Here is a 16,660-nt window from a genome sequence, read left to right on the forward strand (position 1 = left end):
TATCATCCACAATCAAAACTTTGAGCAGCTTGGCTCCCCCCTTCCCGTGTTAGCCGCGGCGCGCGCGCCGCCATTCTGCCGCCGCGCGGCAGTCGAAGCGTCACTCTGGTTCCGCCCAGCGGGCTGCGATCAATCCACACCGCCTTTGCGACCCGGCAGTGCAGGCACAGGCGGGCGTTGACATTGCGCAGCCCGATGTGCTTGCTGCGGCGGATGAAACAGGCAAAGCTCTCGCTGTCGCTTTGCAGCGCTTGCTCCAGCGCCCGCTGCCGTTCCTGCGACATCCCTTCCCCGTCGTCCTCCACCACGATGCAAAGCGCCGTATTCTCAAAGCCGATCGTCAGACGAAGGCGGCACACCTCGTCCGACCGTTCCCGAAATCCATGCTGAAAGCAGTTTTCCAGCAAGGGCTGTAGGATCAGCTTGGGCAATTCGGCTTCCAGCGCCGCCGCGTCTATGTCGTACTGACAGGTGAGCAGCCCGTTGCGCAGGGCGTTCTGGAAGCGATAGATAGTCTTTGGCGTACGCCGCCTCCTGCCGGAGCGGAAGAACATCGGGCGCACGCAGACTATACCGGAACAAAACGCCCAGCTTTTGTATCAGGTACGCGGTTTGCCCGGCATCCTCCAAAATCGCCTGACTGTTGATGAATTCCAGCGTGTTGAACAGAAAATGCGGGTTGATCTTCTCCTGCAGCACCCCTAACTGGCTTTCAATGCGCAGCAGGTTTTCTTTCTGGTTTTTCTCCATCAACTCGTTTAGCTGCAACATCATGTCCCGATAGGACTGCGACAGCGTTTCGATCTCTTCCAGTTCCGAGCCATCGATATCGATATAGTTTAAATGACCCTGCCTATTTTGCCGAATGGAGGCGATCAGGGTGGTGATCGGGCGCACCAGCTTTTCGGAAAGCTGCTTGGCAAGCCAGTAATTGATCACAAAAACGAACAGCCCGATCGGCATCAGGCAGGCCAGATACGCCAATACGGAGCGATACCCGACCTCGGCGTTGACGATCGCAACGCCGGTCACGCCGCCCTTCAAACGCGCGGCGGCCTTTTCCTCGTAGCGGTAGGCCACGGAGGTATCATAAAGGATACCTCCCGCTTGGTCGTACAGCGCGAAAGAGACGGAGGCGGGTATCGTTTGCTCTAAAAACTCGGCAAGCGCGCTTTCCGGTAGAACCCATGTCAAATATCCGATTGGCTCGGTCCCCGTTGCCTCTTTAAGCGGAATATAGCACCGAAGCGACGACGGGGTCTCGCGCAAAAGGGCGGCGGCGTCCGTTACGCCACCGGCGACCGGCCTTAGGTCTTCCGTTCGCGGATAGATCTGCCGTTCCAGATCGAACAAGGCGAGGCCTTGCTCCAAATCCAAGGTTTGCGCGGCGGCCTTGTCCCCGGAAGCGTCGCGGCAATAGCGCTGTATCTGCGGGTCCTGCCGGTATCGCTCCGCCTGCGTTTCATACGGCTTTAAAAACCGTTCGACCGCCCGTTCGACAAAAAGAATATTCTCTTCCGCGCGCTGCACGTTTTGATAGTAAACAGCCGTATAGATCGCAAGCGTGGAGAATAAAAAAATCAGCAGGAGCAGAACAAAAACAATCTTCATCTGTTCCGATACGATATAGTCCCTAACGGACCGGATTCTCATACAGCCCACTCCCTTTTCGCGGCCTGCCGTATTATAAAAGCCGCCCAGCCATGCCGGGCGGCTTTTATGACAGCCTTGTTTACGCCGCCTGATCGGGTATGCAAACCGTCTGCCGGCGGCTCATGATCCGGCGGCCCAGCACGGTGGTCGTAGCGACGCCGGCGATCGCCATGCCGATCACCACGGTGAAAATGATTTGATACGCCTTTTGCGCATCAAAGCTATCTATGATCTTACCGTAAACCGGATAGGCCCACATCATGGGGGAATAACCGATCGCGCTTGCCACGGACATGGCGGTCGCGCTCATTTCACGCGGCACGCCGGCTTCCCCGATCGGCGCATAATAGATTCCGCGCACCAGATAAACGCACAGCGCGGAAGCCATCAGGATGACCATGCAGGGTATGACCATGACCTTTGTTTTGGGCAGGATGAGCGCGCTGGTCAGCATGATGGCCAGCCCGACATAGCAGATCCGCATCCAATGCGCGCTGGATTTGAATTTTTGATCGGCCAGTATTCCCGAAACCGGCGTGGAGCAGATCGAAACCACCTGCGAATTAACCAGCCCAAACACGCCGACCAACGCGGCGGGCAATAAAAACACATCCTGCAAATAGGGGATAAAATACGTGCTGGTGCAGCAATAGATCGCGTAAACGCAGGAGGCCGCGATACCGGTCAGCCAAACCTCCGGCATTTTCAGCGCTTTCAGCACGCCGGAAAGCGCCAGCTTGGTCTGGCTTTCGCCAGCCTGCGCACGAACAACGCCCACCTCCGGCATAAAGAACCAGATCAGCACGCCGGAGCCGATCGTCAGGCACGCGTTGATCATCATCGCGGTACGCATGCCGAAAACCGAACTGCCCAGAACGGTAAACACCATCAGCGAAAGCATCTGATAAATCAGTCCCGTCATGCTGCGGCCGGATTCCGCAAAGCCGAACGCCGTGGCCTGCTTGTCATCTCTGGCCAGCGAACGGATGCTCTTTAAGTAGCTCGCCCAGTACAGCGGTTCGCTGAACAGGCCGTAAATAGCAAAGCAAACCAGAAGCTTCGTATAAGTCAGGTTGGGCGCGAAGCAAATGTAAAGCGAGGTCGCGCCCACGATCATCGTATCGATCGCCAAAACCTTTCGCGGAGACAGCAAGTCCTGTATCCAGCCGAGCGGCACGTTGCCGAAAGTGGAAAGCGCGCCGGTCAAGCCGATCAAAATGCCCAGCTGCGCGTTGCTTACGCCCAGCACATCCAGATACGGATTATAAAGTACGCCGCGCACGCCGCTTATCGAATAAATCAAATTGCTGTTTACCACGACCAGTAAGAACGCAAAAAACATTTTTTTGCTGAAACCGAGTTTTCCCAGCAGCTTGTTGATCATTTTGTTCATCCCCCTGCAAATTTCATATCAGCGATAGGACCGCACCAGTTCTTCGAGCCGCGCCCCGCTTGCCTGCGCTTTTTTCAAAAACGGCTCGTTCTCGTCATTCCGGGAAACCTCCAGCGTCACCGGCAGTTCATACGGCGATTTTGCGATCCATTTTGCAAGGCCTGTCCAATCGAACGTGCCTTCAAACGGCAGCGCGTGCTGGTCATAATCCCCCCAATTGTCCGACAGGTGGATAAAGTACATCCTTTCCCAATACCGTTCGGGCAGTTCGAGCGGCGCGGAGGCTTTGCTGATCAGCGCATGTCCCGTATCGAAGCAGAACCCCATATAGCTTTTATCGTATCGGTTGAACATCAGGTCGAATTGGGCGATTTGATGTTCATTGGGAATGCCCTGCAGGTTTTCTAGGCACACCCTTACGCCGCGCACTTTACAGTACGCCTCCATTTCATCAAAGGTCTTAAAAATTGCTTGGTAAAACCTTTCCCGCGAACCCGGCTGCTCGTTGAACATGTGAAAGGGCGGGTGCAGATGTAAAACGATCAGATCGGTGCCCAGCGCAACCGCCAGATCGACACGGTTTTTCAGCAGCTCCACACCCGCCAAACGGTTCAGTTCATTGGGCGAGGTGAAATCCTTGCAGTTGGGGTCCACCGTGTCCAACTCCTCGTCCATCCAATGGCCCTCCGTCGCATGGACGCCCTTGGCTTTCAGACCGTAGCGGTCGAGCCACCGGCGGATCTGAATCATCTCGTAGGTTGAATACAAGTAATCGCCGCTCCACTGATGGCACCAATGAATATGGGTCATTCCTGCTTCCGCTAATTCGCGCAGCGTCGCCTCCAGTTCCTGAATATTTTTGCTTTCTCCATTCCAATCCGAATTAAATGCAAGCATTGCTTTCATCCTTTCCCCTGAACCTTACTGTCCGTTTCGGTATCCCTATCTTATGCGATTTGCGGATAGGCGTAAATGGAAAAAGATTTGTCTTGAGGTGGAATTTTTTTAGCGGCCCGGCTTGCCGCAAAAAACAAAACGTGCGTCCGCATAAGCGGGCGCACGTTTTGTTTTTGCTAGGTTGTTTGCCTTTCTGTCTGCGGTCAGCCTCTTTTTTTCATGTGCTTGCCCTTTGGCCGGAAGATCAGCTGCGACAGGCACAGCACGGCGGCCAGACCGAGGGAACAGGCAAGGCCAAGGGCCCACAGCGGAATGCGATCCCGCACGCCGGTTTCAGGAATTGACGAAACACGGTTGCCAGAAGAGGCCGTTCCGAAAGCACCCCCGGGGGTGCTTTCGGACGGTACGGTTACCGTACCGTCCCCCTTGCTGGGATCGCCGGGCTTATCGGGGTTTGCGGGGTCATCGGAACCGCCCGGCTTCGATGGGTCGCCTGCATCTTGGGGATCATCCGGGTTTGTCGGATCGTCCGGCTTCGCCGGCTGATCCGGGCCCGTGGGATCAGCCGGATTGACCGGGTCGGTCGGCCCGACCGGAACCACGGGCGTTTCCGGTTCCTCTGCGGGCGGTTTCGGACGCGAGGAGGACGACGAGCGCCGCCGCGCGTTCTCCACGACCTGTTCGACCGGCTGCGCGCCCTCGGCGCCCTCGCCCGTCTTGATCTCGATCAGGCCGTCCGTCAGAATACGGTAGCCGCTCGGCGCTTCGGTCTCTTTGAGATAATAGACGGTTTCGGGCTGCAGGTTCAGGAACTCGGTCACGCCGTTTGCGTCGGTCGCTTGCGCGGCGCGAAGCAGGCTTTTTCCCTCCGCGTCGCTGTACAGCTCAAATTTCGCGCCCTCCAGCTTGGTTTCCGGGTCGCCCTCGCGTACCTTGATCACCCGAATGCCGACGAGGATCTTTTCGTTCACTACCGTGGTGGCAGCGGGTTGGGCCGCGTCAAACGCACCGGTTTTGACTTCCGTCCACTCGTTTTTGATGCGGTAGCCCTTTGGCGCTTCGGTTTCCCGGATGTAATACGTGGTTTCGGGTTCCAGATTTGTGAAGGTGGTTTCGCCGTTCGCATCGGTGGTTTGCGCCGCGTGCACTAGAGTGGTTTTGTCTGCCTCGTACAGCGCGAGCTTTGCGCCCGGCAGACGGGGCCCCGCCGCACCGTCGCCTTTCTTTATCACGTGAAGGGATACCAGTATCTTTTCGTTTGTGATTTTTAATTCTTTTGGGACAAGGTCGGTAAAGTCCTTGGTCGTCACCTCGGTCCATACGTTTTGCGGGGTCTTGTAGCCCGTCGGTGTTACAGTCTCCTTGACGTAATAAGTAGTTTGGGGCTCCAAATTTACAAAGATAAGCTCACCGTTACTGTCGGTCGCTTTCTCGCTGCCCGCAATCGTTTGTTTATCGCTTTCGTATAGTTCAAACTTTGCGCCCTCGATTTTCGTAGCTTCCCTACCCTCGCGCACTTTAACGACCTTAATGCTGACGAGGATCTTTTTGTTTGATACGGTTATTTCTACCGGTAGATTAGCATTATTTTCTCCGGTTTCTATTTTGATAAGCTTATTCAGCAGCTCATCCTGATTCTCATAACCGCTTGGCACAACGGTCTCCCTTAGGTAGTAGATTGTATTCGGCCGCAAGCCCTTAAATTCTGCCACGCCGTTTTCATCAGTTTCCAGTTCATCGCCCTTTTGAACCGTGCCCTTTTCATCGGCAAACAGCTTAAACTTCGCGCCCGGAAGCTTGATATTTGGATTATCCTCGCGCACCTTGGTAATTCTAATCACGGCTTCGGCCTTGGCGTTTATAATTGAAAACTCCTGATTCGTCCCCGCCTCAAAGGCGTAAACCGTATCGCTTAGCACATGCGTATCCGGTGCGGCCAGCTCTTTGACGTAGTAGGTGGCGCCGGGGTACAACCCGGTAAAGGAGCACTTGCCTGCGGCATCTGTTTCAGCGGTTGCTAACTCGTTTTTCGCATCCGGGTCGCTGAAAAGTCCAAACTGGACGCCCGATATCGGATTGTTGGTATTATCCGTCTTGAGCAAAGCGATTTGTGCATTCAGCGTCGCATTTTCTTTAATATTCACCATGGCGATTTCGTATGGACTTGGCGTCGAATCAGTAATCGTGATCTCCAGCGGGTTGGGGTTCGGTTGATATCCGTCAGGCGCCTTGATCTCTTTGATGTAAAGCTTGCCATATTGAAGCGCTTCTTTTTTGGGCAGCCCCACCAACCAAACACCGGTGCTGGCAGTTGGCCCTGATGAAAGCAGTTGCTTACACGCGCTGTCTTGATACAATCCGAATACCGCTGCATCCTCCGGTTTCGTCCACGTAATGATATGGTTAGTGGCATCTGCCTTGGAAACTTCAATAGAGAAAAAATTCGGCGGCATGCCAAATGTTGCACCGCTAGAAGCAGAAAACTGCAGGTCATGATTGGTCGAATCCAAATTACTGTCATGAGGCATTCTACTGCCAAAAAGTGAAACATTGTTGTTTAATTCCACTCCCGTTCGAGTCGCGTAAGCGTTATAGGTAATGTAATACGGCGTTTTATCCTCCAAATTGGGAATCGTAATCGCATTTTGTGCTGAATCATATCGAATATCTGCAATGCTGACCGGTTCGCCGGCAGCCATATGAATTGCGCATGGGACCTTAGTCAAGTCGGCGGTCACCGCGCCCTTGCATACTTTTATGGAGTCAATATCCGGATACAAGCCGGGTGACAAGGTGTCGGTCAAAGAAAGTTTTGTTGTACCGTCATCCGGCAACAATTTGATACCCAATGGGTTGAGTTTCACCGTATAGGTAACCATATTGTTGTTAAACAGCTTTTCTGGCGCTTCTTTAGTCAGTGGCTGATTATCCAAAGCAAAGGTGTGCTTAACCGACACGCCATTAGGATACTGTTTGCTTATCAGTTTTGCCTGATTTTCAAATGAAACTGTTGACTCCTTTAAAAATTCGTTTACCTCGGTGGATTCAATCGAGGTATTATAGGAAAGCTCTGCTTTCTTTTTGTCTGCTTGATCTTTCAGGTCAAAGATAAGCGTCGGTTCATTATTCGTAATATTGCTTTCATCAAACTGTTGGTCGTCAATTTTTGCTGAACCGGGAACGTAATGTAGTCCTTTCGGCAAGGTATCCTCGATCGTAACACCTGTTAGCGGAACACCGCTCTTGTTGACGGTCAACTTCCATGTTATCTGTTTTGTCGCCGGGTCGTAATGTGTAGTTGCCTTTTGCAGCACTGTTACCGTAGCATTTTGCGACGCCTGAACAGTAATAGAGTTAACTGCTGTGCTGTTAACCGTTATATCATCAGCCTGAATCGTATTTGAGAATGTTTTCTGCCCATTGTTCGCCCAAATTCCGGGTTTGTCGACATAGGTGACATAATCGAATGAAAATGTCTTGCGCCCTATTGCGGGCAGCCTCATTGTCATCGTTTTGTGCGTAAGCGTATAACCCGCGTCTGCTACCGAATCGGTTATCCCCACGTTTTGGAGCGCGGCATTGACGGCGGCTAATAGCGTCGCCTTTGCTTCAGCCTCACTTACTTTATCATCGTTTTCATCTGTTTTTGAAAAGCTATGCGCGGGATCTACGCTGGTCAGATCTTCTTTCAGAGTCATGGCCGTCAGATCGACCCTATGCGGGTTTATCGTGACGCGCCACGTCAGCGCACGCGTAGTGGGGTCATATTTTACGGCGTTTTTTGAAATTAGAGTATCATCCAAACCCGTGATATCTTTAGGACCTTTTATAATTTCAGGAGACTTAGGTGTCTCACCCGGCCCAATTACACCGGTCGGCCACGCCCAATCCAGTGTTGCGGTATTGGTTACATCTTCGTCAGTTACCGTGCCGGTATGCTGGAAATAGTCTGGCTTTACTTCGGTGGTGTATGTGATCTTATATTGCAGAGCTGCTTGTTTAGATGTATTTGCAGTCGTGCCATCCGGGATCAATGCAAAGGCCACGTTTGTTGGAGCGTCCGCTGAGCCCGTGTGAGTGACCGTAATCTCATTTGTTACATCTTTACTGTCTGCAAGGATTTTTACATTGTTTTTGTCAAAGACCAGTTCCTTACCCAGTGTATCGTTTACAACCAGCTTGGTAAAGGTTTGCTTGGCGGCATTTACGAGGATTGTCCAGTCAATGTAGTACTTTCCACCATCTATACGTACGTCAGCGCCCTCTTTGCTCAATGGGTTGCGGCCTGACCAGTCATCCGGTATCGTCGCGGTTGCTTCTTTCTGTAGTATCGCATCATCGGAAAGTTTATCGTTAATATATCCCTGCACTATGTTCTTGAATGCAGAGGACCCTGCCGTCTTTTTTAGGATATTAACCATCTGTTTTGCTGTAATGCGCGTTTGATAGGTAAATACATGCTCCCCCGCCATTAAATCCGTCGGCAGTGTAATATCCATGATATTGTTTAAAACCTGCACATCACTTGGCGGAACCGTGTTGTCGATTTTAAACGAATTTGCTACATATTCCATGCCTTCCGGTAGGATGTCCTTAAGTTTGGTAGGGATATCACCCTTATATGCTCCGGTTGCGGGCGTATACTTAATAATCCAAGTGACCGTGCCGTCATCTGAGAATTTGCTATCCGTAGATTTTTCAAGCTTCGGTGGGCCCGGCATTTTTTCAGTTACCTTTATGGAAACCTCTTTACCTCCGGGCAGCTGGATTTTTACAACACCCTGATCATCTGCGTTTAACTGACCCTCCTGCAGCTTGCAGTCAAATTGAAGGTGAACATTCTTCGTATATTTCGTTTCCGTATTCGGCGCACCCGTCTGGTCCTTAATCTCCTTAAACGTGACCTCCAGTAAGTTTGAGCCTTTTTTAACTGAATAAGTAGCAACTGTAACATTGGGAAACCCGTCCAGCGTGATTTGTTGATCACTAATGTCCACATTTGCTACGCCCAGTTCTGGAGGAAACGCAAATTGATACGGGTTTCCAATCAGTACGCCGTCCAGATCACCTTTGTCCTCTGCTTTTTCCCCAGTCCATTTTACTTCCAGACCCAGCGTATCATTTAAACTAATTTGTTCTCCCGTTGTCTTGAGAGGTGTGTACTTTCCATCCGATCCTCGTTTTAAAATTTCCATCTCCGGCGCTTTCAATCCGCTTATAAGCAGTTGAACACCGCCAATGTTAATTTCTGCATTTTTCACCGTGGGGTCGATTTTACACGGCACCGAAAGGGTATAGCTGTCCCCTGCTGCGGCGGCATGGGGCACCAGAGAGAAAAACGCGGCGCTGAACAACGCTTCGGGATCAATACCGGCAGCGGGCTCCTCGGGCGTTTCGGACTGCTCCGGATCGGGGGCGGGCTCTGGCTCGCTGGGCGCAGTAGGCTCCTCCTGTATCTCCGGGTCGATTTGCGGTGAGGTCTGGGGCGCAGTCTCTTCGGGCTCTTCCGGCTGCGGTACCAACTCTGGTTGTTGAGGCTCGCTCTGCTCCGGTTCGGATACTTCCGGTACTTCAGGCTCGCTGGGTTCGGGCGCGGGTGTTTCCGGCTCCGGCTCGTTATCCTCCGGCTGTACATACTGAACCGGCAGCATATTCGCCACCGCCCCGGTATCTGCCGGTTTTGCAACAGTAATTTTTGTAGCAGCTATATCCACAGAAATTTTGTATAAATCCGAGCTGTCAGGCCTAAAAAGAATTGCATCCGCTCCCGTAGTTAGCAGCCCGGTTGGTAAATCAATAGTTTGGGTCGTATTGCTGTCAAAGATAACAGATTGCTCCCACGTCAGCGTATCGCTTTGCAGCACGATATCGTTATTCTTTAGTTCGATACCGCTCCGTTTAAGTGTTCCGCTGTCTGCGCCGCCTTCCGTAGCCAGCGCCATCTGGAGCGGCGCGCCCAATAGGGGCAGCAGGATCATGGCCGCCAGCAGATAGGCTGTGCCGCGCCGTCTGTTTCTTCTGTATGAATGCTTCATAATCTGTTACTTCCCCATTTCTTATTGCGCCGGTGCCGCACGGAGCCGCCCGACCAGCGCAAGCCGGGCATTCTCAAATTCATAGGTACAGGTGGACAGGATGACCAGACGGTCGCCCCACACCGCGCGCGCCTGCGTTTCAAAAAACGACTGCGCGCGCACTTCGTTTAGATAATCCGCCATCCCGGCTTCGTCCGCAAAGCCAATGGGATAGCTGCCGCTTGTGCCATCCACCAGATACGCGGCGAGCAGCTCGATCTGATACGCCTTCTGCGGGGTATAGAGCGCGATCGTCGGATGCGCGTCGTAGTAGCTTTGCTCCTTATAGCCGGATAAGCTGCCGAACAACTGCCCATCCCGCATATCGTGCCCATAGATGACGGATACGGGCGAGGACCAATCGCTTTCCGCCGCGCAATCCAAAAACAGCGCGCCGAGCTTATTAGGGCTGCCATCCGCCAGATGGGACAGGTAAAACTCGTTATCCACCGCCTGCATAACCGGGTAGTCCAGCTGCGTCCCCTCGCACCGCAGCCATGCGGTCATGCCGGGGAGGGTTTCCTTTGCCGCTGCAACCCAATCCAGATCGACCGTTTGTTCCTGTAAAGGCGGCGAATCGTCAGGCATTGGTATCGATATGGTTTGGCGCAGCGCCGCGTAGCTTTGCCGCGCGGACCGATAGGTGGCCAACTCGTGCAAAAGGCCGGTCAGGCAGACCGCGGCGGCAATTAGGCATGCGCCAAGCAGCATAAAAAAACGCCTGTGCGTCATACGCATTGCGCAAATTCCTCGCTTTCCCGTGCTCCCAGCAGTTTTACCCAATCTTATACGTTATTTTAAGCTTTCTATCTTTCTCTTTCAAGTACAAACGCTTCCATTTCACACGGTCTGACGCCGCTTCACACAATTAATCCCCCCAACCCTCTATTTTTACGTGAAGTAACACATTTATCCGCAAAATAGAGCAGGTTCCCCATCCGTAACCGGATAGGGAACCTGCTGTTTTATTGCATGAAATGCCTCTATTTATACATGAAGTAGTAATCGCACATCAACGCCTTGGTCGTTGTGATCACATCCTGCAAATGCACGGCCATTGCCTGCCCGGCCGCCTCCGCGTCGCCGTTTTCGATCGCCGCGAAAATGACTTCGTGCTGATCGATCGAACGGGCGATTCGCTGGTTGTTGCGCTGGTTTTGAAAAATCGACGCACGGCGGCACTGCCGGATGATCATTTCCATATAGGAAATCAGCCGGTGATTAAAACTGGCCCGGGCAATGCACATATGAAAGTTATCCTCGTACTCGGTGTTGTCGAATACGCCGGATTCAAACAGGCGGCGCTGGTTGGCGATGCAGGAGCGCATCTCCTCGAGTTCCTGCTCGCTCCGGCGCGAAGCCGCCAGCCGCGCGGAATGGCTTTCGAGCGCTTCGCGGATCTCATACAGTTCCAGCACATCGGTCAGCCCGACCTTAGATACCACTGCACCGCGTTCCGGCACCAAATCGACATACCCCTCGAACGACAGGCGATTGAGGGCGTCCTTGACCGGCGTACGGCTGATATGCAGCTGCTCGCTCAGATCCCGCTCGGACAACGTCGTGCCGGGAATATACGCATTGGTCAAAATTTTATGCAAGATCGTGTCGTACGCAGTCTGCGCCTTGCTCGCCGCTTTCTTGGGTTCCTTTTTGTTCTGGCTCATATCGTGTTCCCTCCGTCAGGCGGCCTCAAAACGGGCCTCCGCTTGATAACAGGTGTGCATACCGCCGGTATGTCAGCAGATTCAATTTTCATTCTTTCAGCGCCTCGGCATTCCACCTGCACGCCAATCGTGCCATTCAAAATGCCACCAATGAATTTGCAAGAATTTCGTTTATTTGCCGATAAATCGGCCTTTTCTTTCCATTTTCATCTACTATTATACTGGAAACCGTGTAGCAATCCATATGCATACTGCACAAAAAAACTTTTATTTTCTGGTTATATATGGCGTTGACAAAAAAACTTGCGCTTGAGATAATGATTTTGGAATTCAACTGGTATACCACTTAAATTTTAAACAGGGAGGATACAGAAATGAAAAAGCAAGTAACCGCATTGGGTCTGTCCCTCATCCTCGGCGTATCCCTGACCGCGTGCGGCGGCGCATCCGCCGGCGACGCTTCGGCCGGGGGCGGCCCTTCCTACCAGTGGACCGCCGCCAACGCGCAGCCCGCCGGTGGCTCTTGGGACGACGCGCTGATCGAATTTTCCCGCCTGCTGAGTGAAAAGAGCGACGGCGCCATCCAGCTGACCGTGTATTCCGGCGCACAGCTTGCCAGTGAAAAGGAAAGCATCGAGGGTGTGCAAATGGGCACCATCGATTTTGCGATCTGTTCCACGGCTTCGCTTTCCAGCTTTACCGATTCCAACAACGTATGGGATCTGCCCTATCTGTTTCAGGATTTGGAAAGCGCGCGCACGGCGCTTTTGAGCGACGCGTCCGAGCCGCTGCTTGCCGCGCTGTCCGAGGCCGGCATAAAGGGGCTGTCCTATTGGGAAAACGGCATTTACGCCATTGGCTCGACCAAGCCCATCCGTTCGCTGGACGACATGAAGAACCTGCGCATTCGCGCGATCGACAGCGCGCTGCAGGCCGATACCTACACCGCGATGGGCGCGAACGCGGTCGTACTTGCTTGGGGCGATATTTACACCGCGATCCAGCAGGGCGTGATCGACGCAATCAGCTCGACCACGGTTGTGAACATGCACAACTCCAACTTTGAAGAGGTCGCGCCTTACATCACCCTCACCGATCATGCCTATTCGCCCGCCCCCCTGCTGATGAGCCAAACGCTATGGGATTCTCTGCCCGAAAATATCCGGCAGATCGTGCAGCAGGCGGCGACCGAAGCGCAGCAGTACGAATTCCGTGCCATGGACGATTCCTTTACCACCGCTAAGGAGAAAATGACCGAGGCTGGCGCGGAATTTATCGATGTGGATACCGCTGCCTTTGCCGCAGCCGTGCAGCCGATCTATGATCGGTATGTCGGCACCTCGGGCATCGACGCAGCCACGGTCGAAACCCTGCGCAATGCAGGTAACCAATGAAAGGACCGGCGCTGTCCGAAAGGAGGAAGGGTCTGTACCCGGCAGACCGCGCAAGACCATGCTTGATAGATTGGATAATATCTTTGTAAAGATCGAACGCACGATCTGTGTTATTACCTTTTTAGCCATGGTGGCCGTTGTTTTATGGAGCGTGCTTTGCCGCCGCGTGCTGATGATCCCTTTTCTCGCGGGAGAGGAGTTGACGCGCTATCTTGCGATCTACAGCATCTTTTTCGGCACCAGCGTTGCCGTTAAAGAAAAAGGCACACGTCGGCGTTGAGGTATTCATCAACCTGCTGCCGCCACGGGCGCTGAAAGCCGCAAGGCTGCTGGGCGACGCGCTGACCTGCGTGCTGTTTGCCATAATGCTTGCACTTTCGGTAAAAATGCTGCTGCAATACGGACAGACCCGCCAGCTTACCACCATCACCAAACTGCCCATGACCCTGATCTATTGCTGCGTGCCCGCCGGAATGTTCCTGAGCGTACTGCATGGGCTGACCGGCCTTGTCCAAACCATTCGCGCCGGAAAGGAGGCTGACGCCGCATGACCACCTTTGTCCTGTTCGCGGGCTTTGCCGTCATCCTCATTTTGGGCATGCCGGTCGCGACCGCGCTGCTCGGCGGCAGTCTTGCCGCGCTTCTGGTCAACGACAGCGTGCCCTTGCAGGTCGCGGCGCAAAAGCTGTTCGGCTCGGTCGATAGTTTTACGCTTGCCGCCATCCCCTTTTTCCTGTTGGCCGGCGCGCTGATGAGCAGCGGCGGTATCTCGCGGCGGCTGACCGATTTCGCCAATTCGCTTTTGGGTTGGCTGCCCGGCGGTTTGGCCATTGTCGCGGTGTTCACCTGTATGCTGTTCGGTTGTCTGTGCGGCTCGCCCACCGCGACCGTCGCGGCCATTGGTTCGCTGATGGCGCCCGCGCTGGAGGAGGCCGGATACAGCCGCAAGTTCTCGCTCGCCATATTGGCTTCCGCGGGTATGTTGGGCACGATCATTCCGCCTTCGACGATGATGATCACCTATTCCTCCGCCACGGGCGCGTCTGTCGGCGATCTGTTTATGTCCGGCGTATTGCCCGGTGTGATTCTGGGCGGCATGATGATCCTGTACTGTGTATATTACGGGGTGAAGGAAAAAATCCCGCGCGTCGGCTTTTCCCTGCGAAAGCTTGCCAAGACCACCTATCACGCGATCGGCGCGCTGCTCATGCCGGTAATCATTCTGGGCGGTATCTATAGCGGCGTATTCACGCCGACAGAATCCGCGGCGGTCGCGTGTGCCTACGGCCTGCTGGTCGGCATCGTCTTTTACCGCGAGATCAAGCTGCGCGACCTGTTCCGCATCATCTCAAACGCCGCGTCGACCTCGGGCATGCTGATGTTTATCGTCGCATCCGCCGGTGTGTTCGGCCTTGTGATGACGCACGAGCAAATTCCGATGCACGCCGCGCAAGCCATTTTGAGCATTTCCTCCAGCAAGATCGTTTTTCTGCTGCTGGTGAATATTCTGCTGCTGATTGTCGGCTGTTTTCTGGAAGCGACCGCCGCAATCCTGATCATCGCGCCCATCCTGTATCCGGCGGTTATGGCTTTCGGCATCAGTCCGGTGCATTTCGGCATCATTATGGTGCTGAACCTCTGCGTCGGCCTGATCACCCCGCCGCTCGGCGTGAATCTGTACGTGGCGGCCGGATTGAAAAACGAAAAGATAGAGACCGTGATCAACCGGCATTTGATCATTTTGATCTTCATTTGTATCATCAATCTGCTGCTGATCACGTATTTCCCGCAGATTTCCCTGTGGCTCCCCGGCAAAATGGCCGGTTGACCCAATAAATCACATTTTTTATTGTTAGAAAGGACCGATGAAACCATGGATATTCACAATTTGACGATCACCGCCGCACAGCAGAAGGAACTGATGGAGAACCGCGCGAAGTGCCCCTATCTTGTCCCGGTCGAGTGCGGCAAGAACTACCCGATCCCAAAGCTTGTCGGCGCGGTGCGCAAGATTCTGGTCGATCAGGACAACATGGGCGCGGAGGATCTGACCATCGGCTACGCCGTGTTCCAGCCCGGCGATTACCACGAGCCGCACGCGCATAAGGAATGCGAAGAGTTCATGTACGTCATTTCCGGCAAGATCGTCGGCGGTGTGGGCGACGGAGAGGAAAGCATTCAGCAGGAAGGCGACGTTCTGTTCATGCCGCGCGGCGCCAAGCACTGGTTCTATAACCCCTTCGACGAACCCCAGACCCATCTGTTCGTATACACCCGCCCCAGTTTGGCTACCGCCGGTTACTCGCTGGAAAGCGAAGGCTTTGAGGAGATCGGCGCGAAGGTAGAAAGCGCACAAGGTGTGAACGCTTGAACCACAGTTTCTCTCTCTTCTTTATACATCCCGCAATATTTCCATACGAAACGGCGCGTTGCAACTCATTTTGCAACGCGCCGTTTTATGCCGCCGGAGAAGAGGTAGAAAAACAGCGGCCGAACTTGGTTTCAACATTTAGAAATTGGAAACGTTTTGGGCTGTGACCGCTTCAAACGGCAGGTAGACCGCGTATTCGCTGTCCGCCGCGGGCGTTACGCCCTCCATGCCCTCGTCAAAGGGCTTGCCTTCCAGCAGGTTGATGGCGGCGCGTACCGCGCCCCGCGCTTCCCCTGCGGCGTCCTGACGGGCGGTCATCAGCATTTTCCCTTCGGCAAGGGCTACCTTTGCGTCGTCCAGCAGATCAACGCCGACCACCGGCAGCGCTTCCGCGCCGTCGCCCTGCGGCTCAAGGGCGGCCAGCGCGCCCAGCGCCATCGCATCGTTATTGGAAATGATGCAATCATACGTTGTTCCAGCGGGTAGGTTTTCTACCGCGGTCTGCGCCTTGGCGCGGTCGTAATCGCAAACGAGCGGCTCTACCGCGGGCGTCGCCTGAATACCGGCTTGTTCCAGCGCGACCAACGCGCCCTGTGTGCGCAGTACGGTGTGCTCCAAACGGTCTCTGCCGCTGAGCAGCAGATAGGAGATCTGCTTTTTGCCCGCCGCTTCAAAATATGCGGCAAGCGCCTCCCCCTGCAGCCGTCCGCTTGTCGTTTCATCCGCGCCGATATAGACCGTGTTTTCATTCAAAAGCGAACGGTCCGCCGGGCAGCGATTGACGAAAACAACCTTCATGCCTTCGGTCTCCTCGAGCAGGTTGGCGGCAAGCTCGCTCTCGGTCAGGTTGACGATCAGCACCTTCGCGCCGCTGTTTTTCGCCGCGGCGATGCAGTCCATTTGCTTTGCCGGATCGGCGCCCGCGTCATAGCTTTGCAGCTCGTACCCGGCCTTGGCCGCTTCGCTTTCGATATTTTGCTCCAACACGCTCAAAAACTCATCGCGCTCCGCCATCAGCAGCGCGATATCCGCATTCCCCTCCGCATCAGGTGTTCCGGTCTGTCCGCCGCACCCCGTAAACCCGAGCAGCATGCAAAGCCCCAATGTGAGCGATAATACCTTTTTCATAATCAATGCTCCTTTCCCAAATCTGGTTATGCGATCATCTGTTGTCAAAAAGTTTCATTTCGTTTATAATCGGAAGTATCTGG

General features: G+C 54.0%; 13 protein-coding genes. 5 read left to right on the forward strand and 8 right to left on the reverse strand.

The annotated features are described in order from the left end of the window. Positions 1 to 2: 2 nt before the first annotated feature. The 7 genes from RWV98_RS18405 to RWV98_RS18435 all read right to left on the reverse strand — a co-directional run bounded on the left by RWV98_RS18405 (position 3) and on the right by RWV98_RS18435 (position 11,684). Positions 3 to 431 carry a sensor histidine kinase gene (locus RWV98_RS18405; RefSeq protein WP_317862691.1) on the reverse strand — a complete coding sequence of 143 codons (429 nt, stop codon included), beginning with the start codon at positions 429 to 431 and terminating at the stop codon, positions 3 to 5. Next, positions 328 to 1,653, reverse strand: coding sequence for a sensor histidine kinase (locus tag RWV98_RS18410; protein ID WP_317862693.1), 1,326 nt, complete (start codon positions 1,651 to 1,653; stop codon positions 328 to 330). Before RWV98_RS18410 ends, RWV98_RS18405 begins: the two co-directional genes overlap by 104 nt. Positions 1,654 to 1,732: 79 nt before the next feature. Beyond that, positions 1,733 to 3,037, reverse strand: coding sequence for an MFS transporter (locus tag RWV98_RS18415; protein WP_280963003.1), 1,305 nt, complete (start codon positions 3,035 to 3,037; stop codon positions 1,733 to 1,735). Between the two features lie 27 nt (positions 3,038 to 3,064). Continuing rightward, on the reverse strand, positions 3,065 to 3,943 hold the full coding sequence (locus RWV98_RS18420) for a sugar phosphate isomerase/epimerase family protein (protein WP_317862695.1): 879 nt from the start codon (positions 3,941 to 3,943) through the stop codon (positions 3,065 to 3,067). Positions 3,944 to 4,146: 203 nt separating this feature from the next. Then, positions 4,147 to 9,978, reverse strand: a complete 5,832-nt coding sequence (locus RWV98_RS18425) for a SpaA isopeptide-forming pilin-related protein (RefSeq protein ID WP_317862696.1) — start codon at positions 9,976 to 9,978, stop codon at positions 4,147 to 4,149. 21 nt (positions 9,979 to 9,999) lie between these two features. Then, on the reverse strand, positions 10,000 to 10,728 hold the full coding sequence (locus RWV98_RS18430; protein ID WP_317862698.1) for a class B sortase: 729 nt from the start codon (positions 10,726 to 10,728) through the stop codon (positions 10,000 to 10,002). A gap of 272 nt (positions 10,729 to 11,000) precedes the next feature. Further along, positions 11,001 to 11,684 carry a GntR family transcriptional regulator gene (locus RWV98_RS18435; protein WP_317862699.1) on the reverse strand — a complete coding sequence of 228 codons (684 nt, stop codon included), beginning with the start codon at positions 11,682 to 11,684 and terminating at the stop codon, positions 11,001 to 11,003. A gap of 374 nt (positions 11,685 to 12,058) precedes the next feature. On the opposite strand from RWV98_RS18435, the gene RWV98_RS18440 reads away from it, so the two are divergent. From RWV98_RS18440 to RWV98_RS18460, 5 genes are read left to right on the forward strand one after another with little or no spacing between them, the layout of a single operon-like run. After that, positions 12,059 to 13,078 carry a TRAP transporter substrate-binding protein gene (locus RWV98_RS18440; protein WP_317862700.1) on the forward strand — a complete coding sequence of 340 codons (1,020 nt, stop codon included), beginning with the start codon at positions 12,059 to 12,061 and terminating at the stop codon, positions 13,076 to 13,078. Positions 13,079 to 13,136: 58 nt separating this feature from the next. Continuing rightward, a complete protein-coding gene (locus tag RWV98_RS18445; protein ID WP_317862701.1) occupies positions 13,137 to 13,358 on the forward strand; it encodes a TRAP transporter small permease in 222 nt (73 codons plus the stop codon). Further along, on the forward strand, positions 13,324 to 13,629 hold the full coding sequence (locus RWV98_RS18450) for a TRAP transporter small permease (protein WP_317862702.1): 306 nt from the start codon (positions 13,324 to 13,326) through the stop codon (positions 13,627 to 13,629). The genes RWV98_RS18445 and RWV98_RS18450 overlap by 35 nt, the downstream gene beginning before the upstream one ends. Then, on the forward strand, positions 13,626 to 14,906 hold the full coding sequence (locus RWV98_RS18455) for a TRAP transporter large permease (RefSeq protein ID WP_317862704.1): 1,281 nt from the start codon (positions 13,626 to 13,628) through the stop codon (positions 14,904 to 14,906). Before RWV98_RS18450 ends, RWV98_RS18455 begins: the two co-directional genes overlap by 4 nt. Before the next feature lie 45 nt (positions 14,907 to 14,951). Then, positions 14,952 to 15,449, forward strand: coding sequence for a cupin domain-containing protein (locus tag RWV98_RS18460; RefSeq protein WP_317862706.1), 498 nt, complete (start codon positions 14,952 to 14,954; stop codon positions 15,447 to 15,449). A 138-nt stretch (positions 15,450 to 15,587) separates the two neighbouring features. Here the strand turns inward: RWV98_RS18460 and RWV98_RS18465 are convergent, their stop codons facing one another. Next, a complete protein-coding gene (locus tag RWV98_RS18465; RefSeq protein WP_317862708.1) occupies positions 15,588 to 16,577 on the reverse strand; it encodes a sugar ABC transporter substrate-binding protein in 990 nt (329 codons plus the stop codon). Positions 16,578 to 16,660: the final 83 nt, after the last annotated feature.

The sequence above is a fragment of the Agathobaculum sp. NTUH-O15-33 genome (assembly GCF_033193315.1).
Taxonomy (GTDB): Bacteria; Bacillota; Clostridia; order Oscillospirales; family Butyricicoccaceae; genus Agathobaculum; species Agathobaculum faecihominis_A.